Origin of the sequence: Myxococcus dinghuensis (assembly GCF_024198235.1) — a bacterium.
Classification (GTDB): domain Bacteria; phylum Myxococcota; class Myxococcia; order Myxococcales; family Myxococcaceae; genus Myxococcus; species Myxococcus dinghuensis.
This window is the reverse complement of the sequence record NZ_JAKCFB010000030.1, coordinates 66,665-82,767: the sequence shown is the minus strand read 5'-3', so window position 1 is coordinate 82,767 and position 16,103 is coordinate 66,665. Positions and strand designations below refer to the sequence as shown.

General features: G+C 72.6%; 9 protein-coding genes. 6 read left to right on the top strand and 3 right to left on the bottom strand.

Going from position 1 to position 16,103, the window contains the following annotated elements; translation table 11 throughout:
* Nucleotides 1–16: 16 nt before the first annotated feature.
* The gene (locus LZ198_RS30470) at nt 17–1,069 is read right to left on the bottom strand and encodes an alkene reductase (RefSeq protein ID WP_253975621.1); all 1,053 of its coding nucleotides are present in this window, start codon (nt 1,067–1,069) and stop codon (nt 17–19) included.
* A gap of 88 nt (nt 1,070–1,157) precedes the next feature.
* Here LZ198_RS30470 and LZ198_RS30465 point away from each other — a divergent pair, with 88 nt between their 5' ends.
* Nucleotides 1,158–2,072, top strand: coding sequence for a LysR family transcriptional regulator (locus LZ198_RS30465; protein WP_253975620.1), 915 nt, complete (start codon nt 1,158–1,160; stop codon nt 2,070–2,072).
* Nucleotides 2,073–2,099: 27 nt separating this feature from the next.
* Here the strand turns inward: LZ198_RS30465 and LZ198_RS30460 are convergent, their stop codons facing one another.
* Both LZ198_RS30460 and LZ198_RS30455 read right to left on the bottom strand, forming a co-directional pair.
* Nucleotides 2,100–3,836, bottom strand: a complete 1,737-nt coding sequence (locus LZ198_RS30460) for an Hsp70 family protein (RefSeq protein ID WP_253975619.1) — start codon at nt 3,834–3,836, stop codon at nt 2,100–2,102.
* Nucleotides 3,833–5,380: a J domain-containing protein gene (locus LZ198_RS30455; protein WP_253975618.1), complete on the bottom strand. Its 1,548-nt coding sequence runs from the start codon at nt 5,378–5,380 to the stop codon at nt 3,833–3,835. The genes LZ198_RS30460 and LZ198_RS30455 overlap by 4 nt, the downstream gene beginning before the upstream one ends.
* A gap of 174 nt (nt 5,381–5,554) precedes the next feature.
* Here LZ198_RS30455 and LZ198_RS30450 point away from each other — a divergent pair, with 174 nt between their 5' ends.
* From LZ198_RS30450 to LZ198_RS30430, 5 genes are all read left to right on the top strand, one after another.
* The gene (locus LZ198_RS30450; protein WP_253975617.1) at nt 5,555–8,809 is read left to right on the top strand and encodes a PD-(D/E)XK nuclease family protein; all 3,255 of its coding nucleotides are present in this window, start codon (nt 5,555–5,557) and stop codon (nt 8,807–8,809) included.
* Entirely contained in the window at nt 8,806–12,468 is a 3,663-nt protein-coding gene (locus LZ198_RS30445; protein ID WP_253975616.1) for a UvrD-helicase domain-containing protein, read from the top strand. Before LZ198_RS30450 ends, LZ198_RS30445 begins: the two co-directional genes overlap by 4 nt.
* A gap of 12 nt (nt 12,469–12,480) precedes the next feature.
* Entirely contained in the window at nt 12,481–13,791 is a 1,311-nt protein-coding gene (locus LZ198_RS30440; protein WP_253975615.1) for an adenylosuccinate synthase, read from the top strand.
* Between the two features lie 204 nt (nt 13,792–13,995).
* Nucleotides 13,996–15,576 carry a tetratricopeptide repeat protein gene (locus LZ198_RS30435; protein WP_253975614.1) on the top strand — a complete coding sequence of 527 codons (1,581 nt, stop codon included), beginning with the start codon at nt 13,996–13,998 and terminating at the stop codon, nt 15,574–15,576.
* A 63-nt stretch (nt 15,577–15,639) separates the two neighbouring features.
* Nucleotides 15,640–16,074 carry a PH domain-containing protein gene (locus LZ198_RS30430; RefSeq protein WP_253975613.1) on the top strand — a complete coding sequence of 145 codons (435 nt, stop codon included), beginning with the start codon at nt 15,640–15,642 and terminating at the stop codon, nt 16,072–16,074.
* Nucleotides 16,075–16,103 lie beyond the last annotated feature (29 nt).

Here is a 16,103-nt window from a genome sequence, read left to right as displayed (position 1 = left end):
CTGGGGCGGGGGCCCCTCAGCGAGAGGGGTAGTCCACGTACCCCTCGGCGCCCGGCGTGAAGAGCGTCTGGGGCTGGAGCGGGGCCAGCTCCGCGCCCTGCTTCAGGCGGGCGACGAGGTCCGGATTGGCGACGAACGGCCGACCGAAGGAGATGAGCTCGGCGCGCCCCGCGTCGAGGGCAGCCTGGGCGCTGTCGCGCGACATGCCCCCGTTGAGGATGAGGGGGCCGCCGAAGGCCCGCCGGATGGCCGTCTCCGTCGCCGGGAAGCCCTCGTGGGGATTCGCGATCAGATGCACGTACGCGAGCCCCCGCAGCTCGTGCGCGAGGGCTTCGTACTGCTCCAACACGCCCGACCTCTCCGGCAGGTCGTTGATCGTGCTGAAGGGGGACAGCCGGATGCCCACGTGCTCGGGGCCGATCGCTCCCGCGACCGCCTTCGCCACCTCCACCACGAAGCGCGAGCGGTTCTCCGTGTTCCCGCCGTACCGGTCCTCGCGCCGGTTGCTGTGCGGGTGGAGGAACTGCTCGAGCAGGTAGCCGTTCGCGCCGTGCAACTCGACGCCGTCGAAGCCCGCGGCGATGGCGTTGCGCGCGCTCAGGACGAACTCGTCCCGGGCCGCGCTCACGTCCGCCTCGCTCATCGCCTCCGGCTCGGGGAGCGGCAGGAGGCCCTCCTGGTCCGTGTAGATGGTTCCCTCGGCACGGATGGCGCTCGGGGCCACGATTCGCGCGCCCTCGGGGAGGTTGAGCCTGTGCGCGATGCGCCCCACATGCATGAGCTGCGCGAACATGTGCCCGCCCGCCTCGCGAACGCTCGCGGTGACCTCCTTCCAGCCCTCCACCTGCGCTTGCGTGTACAGCCCGGGGATCCGCGAGTAGCCCATCCCGTTGGCGGAGGGCGCGAAGCCCTCGCTGATGATGAGGCCCGCCGTGGCGCGCTGTGTGTAGTAGTCCCGGATCAGCGCGTTCGCGAGACCCCCGAGCGCGCGGCTGCGTGACATGGGCGCCATGACGACGCGGTTGGCCAGATCGACGTTTCCCAGACGAAAAGGAGTGAAGAGATTCATGTGTGTTCCCCGCGATGGGTGATGCGGGAAAGACTGCGCCCCGAGCGATTCACCGCCAATGACTCGATTCTGGAAGTACTGTCCAACCATGCGGACAATCTCCCAGGCCGATCCGAACACCGTCATCGCCTTCCTGGAGGTCGCCGAGCAGCGCAGCTTCCGAGGAGCCTCCCGACGGCTCGGCATCCCGCGTTCGACGGTGAGCCAGCGCGTCGCGACGCTCGAGGCGCACCTGGGGGTGCGTTTGCTCTCTCGCACCACTCGCAGCGTGACGCTCACCGACATCGGCGCCAGCTACCAGCGCGAGGTGGCGCCCGCCATCGCGGCCCTGCGGGACGCCGAGGCGCTCATCGGTCACCTCCAGTCGCGCCCCAGTGGACAGCTCCGGATGACCCTGCCGTTCGAGCTGGGTCAGCGCACCCTCGGGGAGGTGTTCGCGAGGTACTCGGCGCGCTATCCGGACGTGAAGCTCGAGGCGGAGTTGATGGACCGCCGAGCGAACCTCATCGAGGAGGGCTTCGACCTCGCGGTGCGGATGGGCCACCTCGACGACTCCCGTCTCATCGCTCGACGTCTGGGCGGCCCCCAGCGGATCGGTGTCTACGCCAGCCCGGCATATCTGCGCCGCGCGGGTGTCCCGAAGGTGCCCAGGGACCTCGTCCACCACCACTGCCTGGCGATGACGGGCTCCAGCACACCGACGACCTGGACGTTCCAGGGGGGCAAGCGGGGGCGCAACGTCGCCATCGTCCCGAGCGTGTCGGTGAACAGCCTCCAGGTGCTGGTGTCGCTGGCGGTCGCGGACATGGGCCTCGCGCGCCTCTCGCCCATCCATGCCGCCCCGGAGGTCGCCAAGGGGCGGTTGCGCGAGGTGCTCCAGGCGTACGCCCCGCCGCCGATCCACTTGTTCGCCCTCTATCCCAGCGCCCGCCACCTGTCGCCCGCGGTGCGCGCGATGGTGGAGCTGCTCACCGAGTACTTCTCCTCGGCGCCCTGGGCGTGAGTCCCGCGCCCCGTCGGGCCTGCGGCCTCAGCGTTCGCGCAGCCGGGTGGTGAGCGCGACGAGGTGCTCCCTCGCGGGAGTGATGACGCCGGGGTCCTGGGTCTCGAGCGCGAGCCGGAAGCGCGCGATGGCCGCCGACAGCGCCTCGCGAGGCAGTCCGGTGAGCTGGACGTGCAGCGCGTCCGCGCGCGCCAGGGCCGTCGTGTTCGGCAGCGCGTCCTGCGGATGCAGCTTCAGCGCCGCCATCTGCCTGCGCGCCTCGGCGATCTGCTCGGGGGACAGCTTCCCGGGGCGCTGCTCGATGACGAACGCCTCCTTGCGGCCACTGGACACGGCGGTCACCTCGACCTCGAGGATGCCGTTGAGGTCGTAGGTGAAGCGCACGTCGAGGGCCTGTTCCCCGGCCGGTGCGGGAGGCAGGCCCGCGAACGAGAACTGACCCAGCTTCACGTTGTCGCCGCACATGGCGTGTTCGCCCTGGTAGACCTCCACCTCGATTTCGCGCTGGAAGTCGCTCATCGTCCGGTAGCGCTCGACGCGGCTGGCGGGAATCACCGTGCCGCGCTCCAGGATGGGGCTGAAGATGCCGCTGATGTGCCGGTGGCCCGCCTGGGCCGCGGTGCTGACCCCGAGCGTGAAGGGCGCGACGTCGGTGACGACCATGTCGTCCACGGCCTGGTCGCCGGCCTTCATGGCGGCCTGGACGGCGGCGCCCATGGCGACGGCCTCGTCGGGCGGGAGCTTGCGCAGCGGCAGGCGGCCGAAGACCTGGGCCGCGAACGCCGCGATACACGGCATCCGGGTGGAGCCTCCGACGAGCAGCACCTCGTCGATGTCCTGGGGCCGGAGCGACGCGTCCTGCAACGCGCGATGGATGGGCCCGCGCATGCGCTCGAGCGCGGGGGACCAGGCCCGCTCGGCCTCCTCCCGCGTCAGCTCGACGTCGACGCCCACTCGACGGTCCTCAGCGACGGGGAGGCCGGGGAGGCTGACGCGGGTCGTCTCCGCCAGGGACAGGCGGCGCTTGGCCACCTCGCACGCCTCGCGCAGGCGCGCCCAGCCCGCGGGGTGCGCCTCCACGTCCACTCCCTTCGTCGCTTGCAGGCGGGCCGCGAGGTGCCGCGCCAGCAGGGTGTCGAAGTCCTCGCCGCCCAGCCGCGCATCGCCCGCGGACGCCTGGATCTCGACGACGCCCTCGATGATCTCCAGCACGGTGACGTCGAACGTCCCGCCGCCCAGGTCCAGCACGACGGCCTTCAGCTCGCGCTGTCGCTCGTGGAGTCCATAGGCGAGCGCCGCGGCGGTGGGCTCGTTGATGATGCGCTCGACCTTCAGGCCGGCGATGGCCCCCGCGTCCTTCGTGGCCTGCCGCTGGGGGTCTCCGAAGTACGCGGGGACGGTGATGACCGCCTCCTCGACCGGGGTGCCCAGGAAGGCCTCCGCGTCGCGCTTGAGCCCCGCGAGCACCAGCGAGGAGAGCTCCTGCGGCGAGAACGTCCGGTCGCCCAACCGGTAGGCGCGGTCGGTGCCCATGTCGCGCTTGAAGGCGACGGCGGCGAGCTCGGGGTGGAGGATGCCCCGCGCGCGCGCCGAGGCGCCTACGAGATAGGCCCCCTGCTCGTCGAGCGCGACGGCGCTGGGGGTCAGGTACTCACCCAACGCATTGGGGATGAGGACGGGGCGGCCGTCCTGGAACACGGACACCAGCGAGTACGTGGTGCCCAGGTCGATGCCGAGGATGGGGGGCTTGGAGGCGGTGGTCATGACTGATGACAGAGGGGCCGGAGCGCGGCCTCGAAGTCGGCCAGGTGCTGCGTCATCCGGGACCAGGACTCGGCCGAGTCCTTCCCGGGAGCTGTGTCGCGGGTGATGCGTTGATGGAGCTGGACGCGCAGCTTCGTGAATCCCCCGACGAACGGGAGGCAGTCTCGCGCCGCCGCCTGGGTGACCATCCGTTGGAACGCGGCGCAGGTGGCCTCGCGGTCGGACTCGGGCAGGACGGAGCAGAGCGCCGTCGCGGCCTCACCGGCGACCTCCAGGCGATGCTCGCGCAGGCTCCGCTGGGAGTACTCCACGACCACCCCCATCACCGCGACCCCGCCGAAGACGGTCACGAGGATGAGGGCGATGAGCCCCACCTGCCGGAGGCTCCCGGTCCGCGAGAAGGAGGACGCCCGGCCGGGCGTGGCGCCCGTCTGTCCGGTGGCATCGTGTCCCGGTCGTGTATCCGCCGCGAGGTCCTCCCCGAACACGGAGAGGTAGAGCGGGCATCGCTGCTGGAGGCTCGCGAGCGCCGACGCGGCGAGGGCGGGCTCCCTTCGCCTGTAGGCCCGGAGTGATTCGTGGAGCGTCGGCAGTTGGCTGCCTCGGAGCGGCAGCCGCGCGAGCACCATGCGCACCGCGGACGGGAACGTGTCGTCGAGCGCCGCCAGCTCCTGGAGCATCGCCCAGGTCGCGGTCATCTGTTCGCCCTCGAAGGCCTCCATCAGGTCCTCGGCCTTCAGCCATGACGCGTACAGCTCCGTCACGGCGCGGGCGGCGGGCGCGTGTCCGTGCTCGTGGAGTCGGAGCAGGACGAAGACGAAGAACTGGGGGCGGGGTGGGGCCTCGTCCGGTGTGCGTTGGAACGTCTCGAACGCGACCTTCATGACCCTGCCGAGCTGCGTCCACTCCTCCGCCTCCAGCAGGTGCTCCGCGAAACCCCAGAGGAAGGAGGGCCGCGCGACGGTGCTCAGCAGGCGGAGTTCCTCCTCGGTCAACCGTTCCGGGAAGTTCCGGGCGAACTCCAGGAGCAGCGCGGAGTGGCCCTGATAGAAGGCGTCCCGGTAGGCCTGGGCCGCTTCGTCCGCGCGCTCCGCCGCGAGCAGCGCCTGGACGAGCCACTTGCGGGCCTCGAGGGCGTCGGGCAGGGCCTCGACGGCCTCGCGGGCGATGTCCACGGGCGCGCCCACCGGGGCGTCGTGAGGGAGCCGACTGAACCGCTCCCGGAAGGCGTCGAGGCGTTGCTCGTGGGTCGTCGCGCTCCGCGCCGTCGGTTCGGAGGGGACGGTCTCCTCGGGCGGAGGCGCGGCGGCCGAGGTGGCGGGCTGCTCGTCGCGCGGCGGGGCCGGCGCCGGCTGGGTGCGAGGTGGCGCCACCCCGTTCTTCGCGGCCTCGAGGACTTCGTAGGCGGCGCGGAGCCGGGCGAAGCCCGCCGGGTCGACCTCCGGCTTGCGTGTCTTCAACAGCCGCAGGTAGCTCCGGCGGACGAGGTCGGGCGCCGCGTCCGGGCTCACCCCCAGCTCACTGCGCGCCTCTTCGAGGGTCATTCGTCCAGGACGCTACACCGCGCGTCCGGCCCCACCTAGTGGCAAGGGGAAGCGGTTTCGCGAGACAACCCGGGAAACAGGGCGGCAGGCAGGCGGGCGCGGAAGCTGCTGGGCGTCAGACCCGGAATGGAGCATGAAAGCGACCCGCTCGGTCGTTCTAGAGTCCACCCGTTCATGGCGCGTCCCTCTCGTACCCTCCACGTGTTCCCCGACGCCGGGCGGCGGCAGGCCGCCTTGCGCGCGCAAGGAGACGTGCGAGGGCTGGCGGTGGGGACGGACCTGCTCACCTGGGACGAACTGCTGCACGTCCTGGGCGGTGCCCGGGAGCTGAACCGTCGCCCGTGTCCCGCGGTGGCGGCGCGCGCGGTGATGGCGGCCCTGGGCGCGAAGGTCGAGGACGCGTCGTTCGGCGACTTCGTGCGTGAACCCGCCTTCGCCCGGGCGGCGCTGGACGTGGTGCTGGACCTCAAGGCCGGCCGCCTGTCGCCACGCGAACTCCAGGACGCGGTGGAGGTCCTCCCTCCGGAGCGGCAGAAGCGCGTGCGGGTGCTCGCCCGCCTGTTCCACCTCTACGAGCAGAAGCTGGCCGAGCTGGGGCTCGCGGACGCCGAGGACGTGCTGCGCGGCGCGCGTGAGGCGCTGGGGCGGGGGGCGTGGCCGGTCAGTTGGGACGGCGTGGGGGCGCTGGTCCTCCATGGCGTCTACGACGTGCGGCCCTCGGGGCTGGAGCTGCTGCTGGCGCTCGCGGCGGCGTGCGAGTCGCGGCGCGTGGCCCTGCGGGTGGAGACGCCGGTGGGTGGCTCGCCGGTGGCGGACGCGGCCCTGGCCTCGCTGTTCCGCGCCTTCGAGAACCGGGGTGAGTCCATGCCGCACGTGGACCTCTTCAAGGCCGACGTCACCTTCGAGGCGCGGCCCTTCATCGACCTGGGGCGCCACCTCTTCTCTCCCCGCGCCGAACGCGAGCTGCTCGCGGGCGCGGACGTCCAGCCCCGCGTCTGGAGCGCGGCCACGGCCCGGGACGAGGCGCGGCTGGTGGCGCGCGACGTGCGCAGGCTCATCTCGGAGGGCGTGCCGCCGGGCGACATCGCCATCGCGTACCGCGAGCTGGGCGCGGAGGCGGGCTGGTTGGCGGAGTCGCTGGGAGAGCTGGGCGTGCCCGTGCGACTGCCCTGGGGCGAGCCGCTCGCGTTGGCCGGCCCGGTGCGGCTGGCGCTCGACCTGCCCCTGCTGGTGGAGGATGGCTTCCCGTCCGAGCGCGTCGCGGAGCTGCTGGCCAGCCGCTACGCCCCCACGTTGTCCAGGGATGCACCCGAGGCGCCCGCGAGCCTCTTCGCCCTCGCCGCCGTGCGCGATGACCGACTGGGCGCGGTGCGCAGGCGCGGCGCGCAGCAGGCCCGGGGAGCGTACGACGTGCGCCTCGAGGGGCTCGCGCGGCGGCTCCAGGCGCTCCAGGGCTCGCGGCCCGACAACGCCGCGCGTGTCCACGCGGTGCGCAAGCTGCGTGAGCGCTGCCTCAAGCTGGTCGAGTCCTGCCGCCGCATCCCGGAGAAGGGGCCGCTCGCGGAGCTGCTCGGGACGTGGTGGCACGTGGTCGAGGCCTTGGGGCTGACGGACTCCGAAGGGCCTTTGGAGGCGCGCGAGGAGGGGGCGCTGGCGGAGCGCGTGCTCGACGCGCGGGCCCGCGACGAGGCGGCGCGGCAGGCGTTGCGGACGCGGGTCCAGGGCCTCTTGCGGACGCTGAAGGCCGTGGGGGGGGGGCCGGAGCTGCGGCGGCGCACGTTCGGCCGGTGGCTCAAGGACGCGATGGCGGACGCCTTCCTCCCGCCGCGTGGTCCCCGGAGCGCGGCCGTGGAGGTGCTCGACGCAGCCGAGGTGCCGGGTCGTTCGTTCCGCCATCTGTTCCTCGCGGGGCTCACGGAGGGCCGCTTCCCGGGGCGAGACGCGCCGTCGCCGCTGTTGAGCGACGCGGAGCGCTCGGCGCTCAACCAGCACCTGGGCCGGGACGTGTTCCGCCTGACGGGCGGCGAGTTCGAGGACCGCGCGCCCTGGCGCCTGACGGAGGACCGGCTGTTGTTCGCCAGCGCGCTCGCGGCCTCCGAGGAGACGTTGAGCCTGTCCTTCGCCATGGAGGGCGCGGGAGGGCAGGAGCAGGTGCCGTCGAGCTTCCTGGAGGAGGTGCGTCGGCTCACCGCGCTGAAGTGGCTGCCTCGCTCGTTGCCGCCCATCCCGCCGCTGGACGAGGTGCTCACCGAGTCCGAGCTGCGCCGCTGCGTGGCGTTGGAGGCGCTGGCCCAGCCGAAGCTGCGCGTCACCGAACCGGACGCGGCGGCGCCGCTGCTCAAGCGGCACTTCGACAAGGAGGCGTGGTACTCGGGGGCCCGCGAGCTGTCGCTGGTGGAGGTGGAGCGCCTGTTCTTCTTCGGCGACCCGAACCGCAAGCCCGGGCCCTACACGGGGTCGGTGGACGCGAACACGCTGCGCGCCTCCTTGCGCGAGGCGTTCCGGTTCGACCTCACCCGGCCGTTGTCCGCCTCGGCGTTGGCGCGCTTCGGCAACTGCGGCTTCCAGGGGTTCCTCACGTACGGGCTCAAGGTGACGGAGCCGGACCGGCCGGGCGAGGAGTTCGACGCGCGCGGGCGCGGCACCTTCTGGCACTACGTGGTGGAGAAGGTGTTCGACGCGCTGAAGAAGAACGACCTGTTGGGCAAGGCGCCAGAGGAGGTGCCCGAGGAGGTGCTCGACGTCGCGCTCAAGTCGGCGGCGGCGCACTTCGAGAAGCTGTACCACGTGGGCCACCCGGAGCTGTGGAAGCTGGCGATGGAGCGCGCCAGGGCGATGGCCCGTCGCATCCTCGTGGACGAGCGGCGCGGGCTGCCGTTCGACCGCATGGTGCCGGAGGGCTTCGAGCTCGAGTTCGGCCCGGCGGCGGAGGACGACAAGTGGCGCAACGTCTTCCTGCCCATCGACGGTGACGCCATCTTCTTCGAGGGGAAGATCGACCGGCTCGACGGCTCGGGCTCCGACGTGGGCGTCATCGACTACAAGTCCGGCAAGCTGGACAAGGGGGAGCTGAAGAAGCGCCTGCTCACGTCCGACTTCCAGCTCCCGCTGTACCTCTACGCGGCGCGCGCGAGCGGACACCGTGGCGCGCGCCAGGCGGCGTGGTTCTCCCTGCGCACGGGGGCCACCATCCACCTGACGGACATCATCCCCGCGCCGGAGCTGGAGGAGCTGCTGTCCACCGACCCGGAGGTGCGCGCGAAGGTGGCGGAGAAGGAGGGCGGCCGCAACCTGCCCAACGCGGTGGAGTCGCTGGTGAGCACGCTGCGCGCGGGCCAGTTCGCGGCGCGTCCCCAGGACTGTGGCGCGTGTGGCTTCCGCGCCGTGTGCCGCATCACCGAGCGCCGCTTGACGGAGGAGGGCGGATGAGCGGCGAGCCCTCCTCGCTCGCGCTGGAGCGAAACCTCGCCCTGATGGCGGGCGCCGGCGCGGGAAAGACGTACAGCCTGGTGACGATGACGCTGCACCTGTTCGCCGGCGCGCGCGAGGCGGGCGCCGCCGTGCGTCCGTCGCGGTTGTGCATGCTCACCTTCACGGACAAGGCCGCGGCGGAGATGCGCTCGCGCGTGCGCCAGCGGTTGGATGGGCTCGCGCAGGGCGAGGCGCGGTTGGACCAGGAGACGGAGCTGCGCCAGTCGCTGGAGCGGCTGGGGCGGCCGTTCCCGCTGCCGGACGCGTGGCGGCAGATTCGCGAGGAGCTGGGCTCGGCCACGGTGGGCACGTTCCACTCGCTCTGCGGCCAGCTCCTGCGTCGCGCGCCCCCCGCGGTGGGCATCGACCCGAACTTCGAGGTGCTCGACGAACTGGAGGCCTCCAGCCTGGTGCAGGACGTCTGCGAGCGCGTGGTGCTCGACGCGCTGGAGGCGGGCGACGCGCAGGTGCGGGAGCTGTGCCAGGAGCTGGGCTTCTCCGGCTCGGGTTTCTCCGACGGGCTGGTGGCGGCGCTGGTGTCCGTCTACGGGAAGCTCCGCGAGGAGGGGCTGCGCGCGGCCTCCGCCGCGGTGGGGGACGCCGCCGAGGCGCGCGCCGAACTGGAGGCGCTGCTGTCGGACGGCCGGCGCCTGTGCGGCGAGGCGCGAGGGCTGGACGCGAAGGGGGAGTGGGGGCGGCTCCTGGGCGCGCTGGAGCGTGGGCTCGACGGGATGACGCCGGAGAACTTCCGCCTGGGGGACCGCTACGCGTGGCTGCGCGCGAGCTTCTCCGCGGACGGGCGCAACTTCGCGCGGCTGAGCAAGGGGGCCGCGGGGCCCGTGCGCGAGCTGTACTGGCGCGTCTTCGGCAAGAGCGACAAGTCCATCCGCACGTTGGAGGACGCGTGGGCCGCGTGGCACACCGCGCCCTTCGAGGCGACGTTCCGCGAGCTGCTCGGGCGCGTGGAGGACCGGCACGAGCAGGAGTTCTCCCGGCGCAACGTGTTCGACTTCACCTCGCTGCTGGTGAAGGCGCGCGACCTGCTGCGGGACCACGCCGACTTCCGCCGCCAGGTGCAGGAGCGCGTGGGCGCCCTGCTGGTGGACGAGTTCCAGGACACCAACCGCCTCCAGTTGGAGCTGGTGCTGCTCCTGGCGGAGAAGCGCGAGGAGGGACCGCGCGAGCTTGCGCCCGACGTGGACCTCGTGACGGTGTTGCCGCTGGAGCCCGCGTTCCTCTGCGCGGTGGGTGACCGCAAGCAGTCCATCTACGAGTTCCGCGGCGCGGACGTCTCCGTCTTCGCGGTGCTGGCGAAGAAGGTGGAGGAGGAGGGAGGCACGCGCGGGTTCCTCCAGCACAACCGCCGCTCGGTGCCCGGCCTGCTCTCCTTCTTCAACCATGCGTTCGCAGGCGTGCTCTCGGCCGTGGACCCGGGCGCGCCTCGTCCGTTCGAGGTCGTCTACGTCCCGGAGGAGGACGACCTCGCGCCGGTGCGTGGCTCGCTGAGCGAGTCGGCGGTGGTGGAGCGGTTGGCCCTGGAGGAGCAGGAGACGGCGGGGGACCTGCGCTGGCTGGACGCGGACTGCGTGGCGCGGCGACTGCGCCTGCTGCTCGCTCCGGGCGCGCCGCCCACGGTGATGCGCGAGGACGGGGAGGGGGCGCGGCCGGCGCGGGGCGGCGACGTGGCCATGCTCTTCCGGACCTTCACGCACCTGGAGGTGTACCGGCAGGCCCTCATCCGGCACGGCGTCCCGCACCGGGTGCTGCGTGGCCGTGGCTTCTACGGCGCCCAGGAGGTGCTGGACCTCGCGTCGTTGCTGGCGCTGCTGGCGGACTCGGAGGACTCGCTCGCCTTCGCCGCCGTGCTGCGCTCGCCGCTCGTGGGGCTGACGGACGCCTCGCTGTTCCTCCTCGCGGGAGAGCAGCCCTTGTCGTTGCTGGCGCCCCGGCTGCGGGACGCGGCGGTGCTGGCGCAGCTCCCCGACCGGGAGCGGCTGTCGCTGGAGCGCTTCCTGGCCGCGCTTCCCTCCCTGCGGCGAGAGCGGGACCGGCTGGGCGTGCGGGAGCTCCTGCTGTCCGCGCTGGACATGACGGGCTATCGCGAGGCGCTGGCGGGCTCGCCCTACGCGGAGCAGGCCACGGCGAACGTGGAGAAGCTGCTCGCGCTGGCCTCGCGCCGGGACGAGCGCGGCACCGGCGGCTGCGTGGCGTTCGCCCGGGAGCTGCGCATGCTGGCCGAGTCCTCTCCGAACGAGGCCCAGGCGGACCTGCTGGACGCGGGAGACCCGCGCGCGGTGCAGTTGCTCACCATCCACCGGGCGAAGGGCCTGGAGTGGCCCATCGTCGTCGTGCCGGGCATGGGCGGACGGCGGCGGAGCACCTCCGGTCGAGCGCACTTCGAGCGCTCGCACGGCATCGCGCTGCGTCCGTGGGTCCCCGACTCGCTGGAGGGCTTCACCTCCACGCGCTTCGAGGCCGTGCGCCAGGAGCTCAAGGCCCGCGAGGACGCGGAGTACCGCCGCCTGCTCTACGTGGCGCTCACGCGCGCCCGGGACATGCTCATCCTGGCTGGTGGCGAGGAGCCTCGCGGAGGGAAGGACTCCTGGTGGCACCTGGTGGACGCGCGTCTGGAGGACGTGCGCACGCGCGAACTCGTCGAGGACCTCGACGTGGACGAGCTGCCGCCGCCCGCGGATCCGGAGCCGCCGGGACCGGAGGCGCTCGCGCGTGCCTCGGCTCGCGTGGAGCAGGCGCTCCTGCGCGTACGTGGCTCGCGTGTCGAGGCGCTCGCGTCCGATGCGCCCGTCACCGTGTCCGTGGGCGCGGTGGGGGACTTCATCGCCTGTCCGCGGCGCTTCCACTACCGCCACCGGCTCGGCCTGCGGGGCGCGCCGTGGCCCTGGGAGTCGCCGCCCGTGGGCGCCGCGCCGCTCGTGGAGCCGGACGGCTGGCTGCCCCAGGCGACCCCGGAGGCGCTCGTCCGCCACCTGCTGCGCCACGCCGACCTGAAGCTCACCTCCGCGGCGGACGCGGACGCCACCGAGCGCAGGGCGCACCTGGAGGTGCTGCTGCGGGACGCGGGCGCGCTCCCGGACGACGAAGGCATGGAGGCGGTGCTGTCCACCGCGGAGCGCTTCCTGGACACCCCCTTCGCCCGGGCGCTCGCGGCGTCACCGTCACGCAGTGTTCACCGCGGCCTGTCCTTCTCGCTGGTACTGGAAGGCGGGGTGACCCTGGAGGGCGGGGTCGATGTCCTGTGGGAGTCACCGCGCGCGGAGGCGGTGCTCGTGTCGTTCAAGGCCGGCGGGCGGCACCCGCTCGGCGCGGTGGCGCACGCGCACGAACTGGCCGCGCTCGCCCTGGCCGCCGAGCGGATGGTGCGGCCGGGAACACCCATCCGGACAGGCGTGGTGTTCCTGGGAGAACCCCACGCGGAGCCCGAGTGGCTGCCCTCGCCCGAGCGGGCCGGGGACGCGGCCGGGCGCCTGGCGGAGGCGGCGAGGTCACTCGCCCGGGGCGAGGTCAAGGGCTCTTGGACGGGACGTGAGAGAGCGACCTGCCAGGCCCTGCATTGTGGCTTCTCGGAACACTGTCACCCGGCCCCTTCCGCGTGCTAAGCGGCGGGCACCATGCCGAACGTCGTCGTCATCGGAGCGCAGTGGGGAGATGAGGGAAAGGGCAAGGTCGTCGACCTGCTCACCGAGCACGCCCAGGTGGTCGTCCGCTTCCAGGGCGGCAACAACGCGGGGCACACGCTCGTCGTGGGTGGGCAGAAGACGGTGCTCCACCTGATTCCGTCCGGAATCCTCCACCCGGGCAAGACGTGTGTCATTGGCAACGGAGTGGTGGTGGACCCGGCGGTCCTCGTGGGGGAGATCGACGCGCTTCGCGTGCGCGGCTTCCTCAAGGAGGACTCGCAGCTGCTCATCTCCGACAATGCCCACGTCATCTTCCCCTGGCACAAGCTGCTGGACAGCTTCCGCGAGAAGGCGCGCGGGGGCGGCGCCATCGGCACCACGGGGCGCGGCATCGGTCCGTCGTACGAGGACAAGGTCGCCCGTCGCGGCATCCGCATGCGCGACCTGCTCAACCCGGAGCGGCTGCGCAAGCGCATCGAGGAGCGGCTGCCCAAGGCGCTCGAGGAGCTCAAGGACCTGAGCTCCCAGGCCGGCGCGCCCGTGCCGCAGCTCGAGGTGCCGCAGATCCTCGCCGAGTTCTCCGCACTGGGTGAGCGCCTCAAGCCCTACGTGCACGACGCGTCCCTCTTCCTCTCCGAGCAGGTGCGCCGCGGCGCCCGCATCCTCTTCGAGGGCGCGCAGGGCACGCTGCTGGACGTGGACCACGGCACCTATCCCTTCGTCACCTCGTCCAACTGCGTCGCGGGCAACGCGGCGGTGGGCTCGGGCCTGGGGCCCACGGCCATCGACAAGGTGATGGGCATCAGCAAGGCGTACACCACGCGCGTCGGCGGTGGCCCGTTCCCCACGGAGCTGAACGACGCCATCGGCGACCAGCTGCGCAAGATCGGCGACGAGTTCGGGGCCACCACGGGGCGCCCGCGCCGCTGCGGTTGGCTGGACGGCGTGGTGCTGCGCTACGCGGTGCGCGTCAACGGCCTGTGGGGCCTGGCGCTCACCAAGCTGGACGTGCTCAGCGGCCTGAAGTCCCTCCAGTTGTGCAACGCGTACGAGCTGGACGGCCAGCGCGTCACCGAGCTGCCCGGCGACTACGAGGACCTGGCGCGCGTCAAGCCGCTGTACGAGACGCTGCCCGGTTGGGACGAGAAGCTCGCCGGCGTGCGCAGCTTCGACGAGCTGCCGGAGAACGCGAAGCGCTACGTCCGCCGCGTGGAGGAGATCAGCGGCGTGCCCGTGGTGTGTGTCTCCGTCGGCGCGGACCGCGGCGAGACGGTCCTGATGCAGAACCCCTTCCGGAGCTGAATCGCCGGAAGGCCCGAGGCGGGTCGGTTCCGGCCCGCCTCATGACGCACCTCGTCGTCCACGGACACGCGCACCGCCATCCTCGCGGTGTCACCGCGCCGGGGCCGTGGTGTTCCACTTCCCATCCAGGGAGGCCAGGAGGCGGGCTGACGCCGCCCCGGGTTTTCTGGTACGGCACGTTGGAGCCACCCCCAGGGGGACGTCATGGTTGTCATGCGCAGGTTCTTCATCGCCCTGGGCTCGGCCCTGTTGTTGGGAGCCGCCGAGCCCTCCGAGCCCGCCCGGCGCGCCTTCACGCGGGGCGAGGTGGCGCTTTCGGCGGGGCGCCTGGACGAGGCGTCGGCCGCGTACCTGGACGCGCTGGAGCTCGCGCCCGGCTATGCCCCGGCGCTCAACGGGCTGGGCAGCGCGCTGTTCCGCAAGGGGGACCTCAAGGACGCCATCGCGCGCTTCCGCCAGGCCACGGAGGCGGACCCCTCCTTCAAGATGGCCTTCTTCAACCTGGGCTACGCCGCGCGCCGCACGAGCGACTACTCCACCGCGGTCCGCGCATACGAGCGCTACGTCCAGCTCCAGCCGGAGGACGCGGACGGCTACTACGGGCTGGCGGAGAGCTACCGGCAGCTCGGGCAGAACGAGCGCGCCGTCGCCGCCTACCGTGACTACATCGCCCGGGAGAAGCGCCCCTCGGAGCAGGCCTGGGTGCAGCGGGCCCGGGAGCACGTGAAGTCGCTCGGCGGGGACACGCTGCGCGGCCTGCCTTCGGCGGAGTCCCGCGTGACGGAGGGCAATGTCCCGAGCGTGCCTGCCCCTGCGGTCGCGACCGTGGCGGGTGGAGCCTCCACGGGGGCGGTCGGCACCTCTCCCGCGGAGGTCGCGACGAGCGGCGGAGCCCCGGCCCCGGTGGAGGCGGCCCGCGCGAAGGGCGCGGTGTCGGAGTCCAGCGCCGCGCCCATGGTGGCGAACAAGGAGACGCAGGACGCGCGTCCCGCGCCCGGAGACGCGCAGGCGGCGGGGGAGGGCGTGCTGCCGTTCCCCTCGACCCGGGCCTCGTCCCAGACGGACTCGGACCGCTCTCCGAACCCCGCGCTGGCGGCGGCGCGCATCCGCGACGGCGACCTGCTGATGAAGGAGCGCCGCTACCGCGAGGCGGCCTTCGCGTTCCTCGACGCGTCGCACGCCGACCCGGGCCACGTGGAGGCGCTCTTCAAGCTGGGCAACGCGCTGGCGGTGCTCGGGTACTACGGGCAGTCCATCGCCAAGTGGGAGGAGGCGGCGCGCCTCACGCAGGACGCCGCCATCCGCCAGAGCGCGCAGGACAACATCGCCCGCGCCCGCGGGAAGCTGGCGCAGGCGGGGGGCTCGCCCCAGGCCGCGGGACAACCTCCCGGGTCGGGACCGGTGGCGGACACGACGCGAGTCCAGGCGCGGCGCGCGTACGAGCAGGGCGTACAGCGCATCGGCGCCAAGGACTTCACCGGCGCGCTCACCCACCTCACCCAGGCCATCCAACTGGAGCCCATGCTGGCCGTCGCCTACACGGCCCGCGGCAGCGCCAACATCGGACTGCGCCGCTACGCGGAGGCCGCTGCGGACTACCAGTACGCGCTCGAGCTCGAGCCAGGGTCCGCCTCTCCGCTCTATGGCCTCGCGGAGTCCTACCGGGCCCTGGGCCGCAACGCGGAGGCCCGGATCCTCTACGAGCGCTATGCCGCCTCGTCCGCCGCGGACGTCCGCTCGCAGCTCCAGGAGGAATCCCGACAGAAGGCCGCGAAGCTGCGTTGACCGCCTGCCAGGCGGCCACGAGGTCGGGTGGACCCTGTCAGCCCCAGGCATTAATTTGGAGGCATGACCGGGCGCGACGCGGATGTGGACGGACGGCAGGTCTTCCGCCCCCGCCAGGGGCTGGCGGCCGCGATGGCGGTGGCGGGCCTCTTGTGGGTAGCGGTGCTCCTTTACCTCTTCAAGTTCGAAGGGGTACCCCTCAAGACGTTCCTGTCGGCGGGCTTCTTCGTCCTCTTCTTCGCGGTGTCGCTCGCGTACTACGCGCGCACCCTCATCGTCGTGGACGCCCGGGGCATCACCTACCGGGGCATGGTGCGCACGCGGCGCTTCTCCTTCGCGGACATCCGCAACGTGGACGTGCTGCCTGGCCCCGTCACCGTGTACGCCATCCGGGGCAAGTGGGGCTTCGTCCACTTCACCAGCTTCTTCCGCCACCACCAGCGCCTCGCGCGGATCCTCATCGAACGGGCCGGACTGGGACCGCTGACGGGGGGCTAGCGGCGCGTTCGCGGCCCCCGCGACGACGG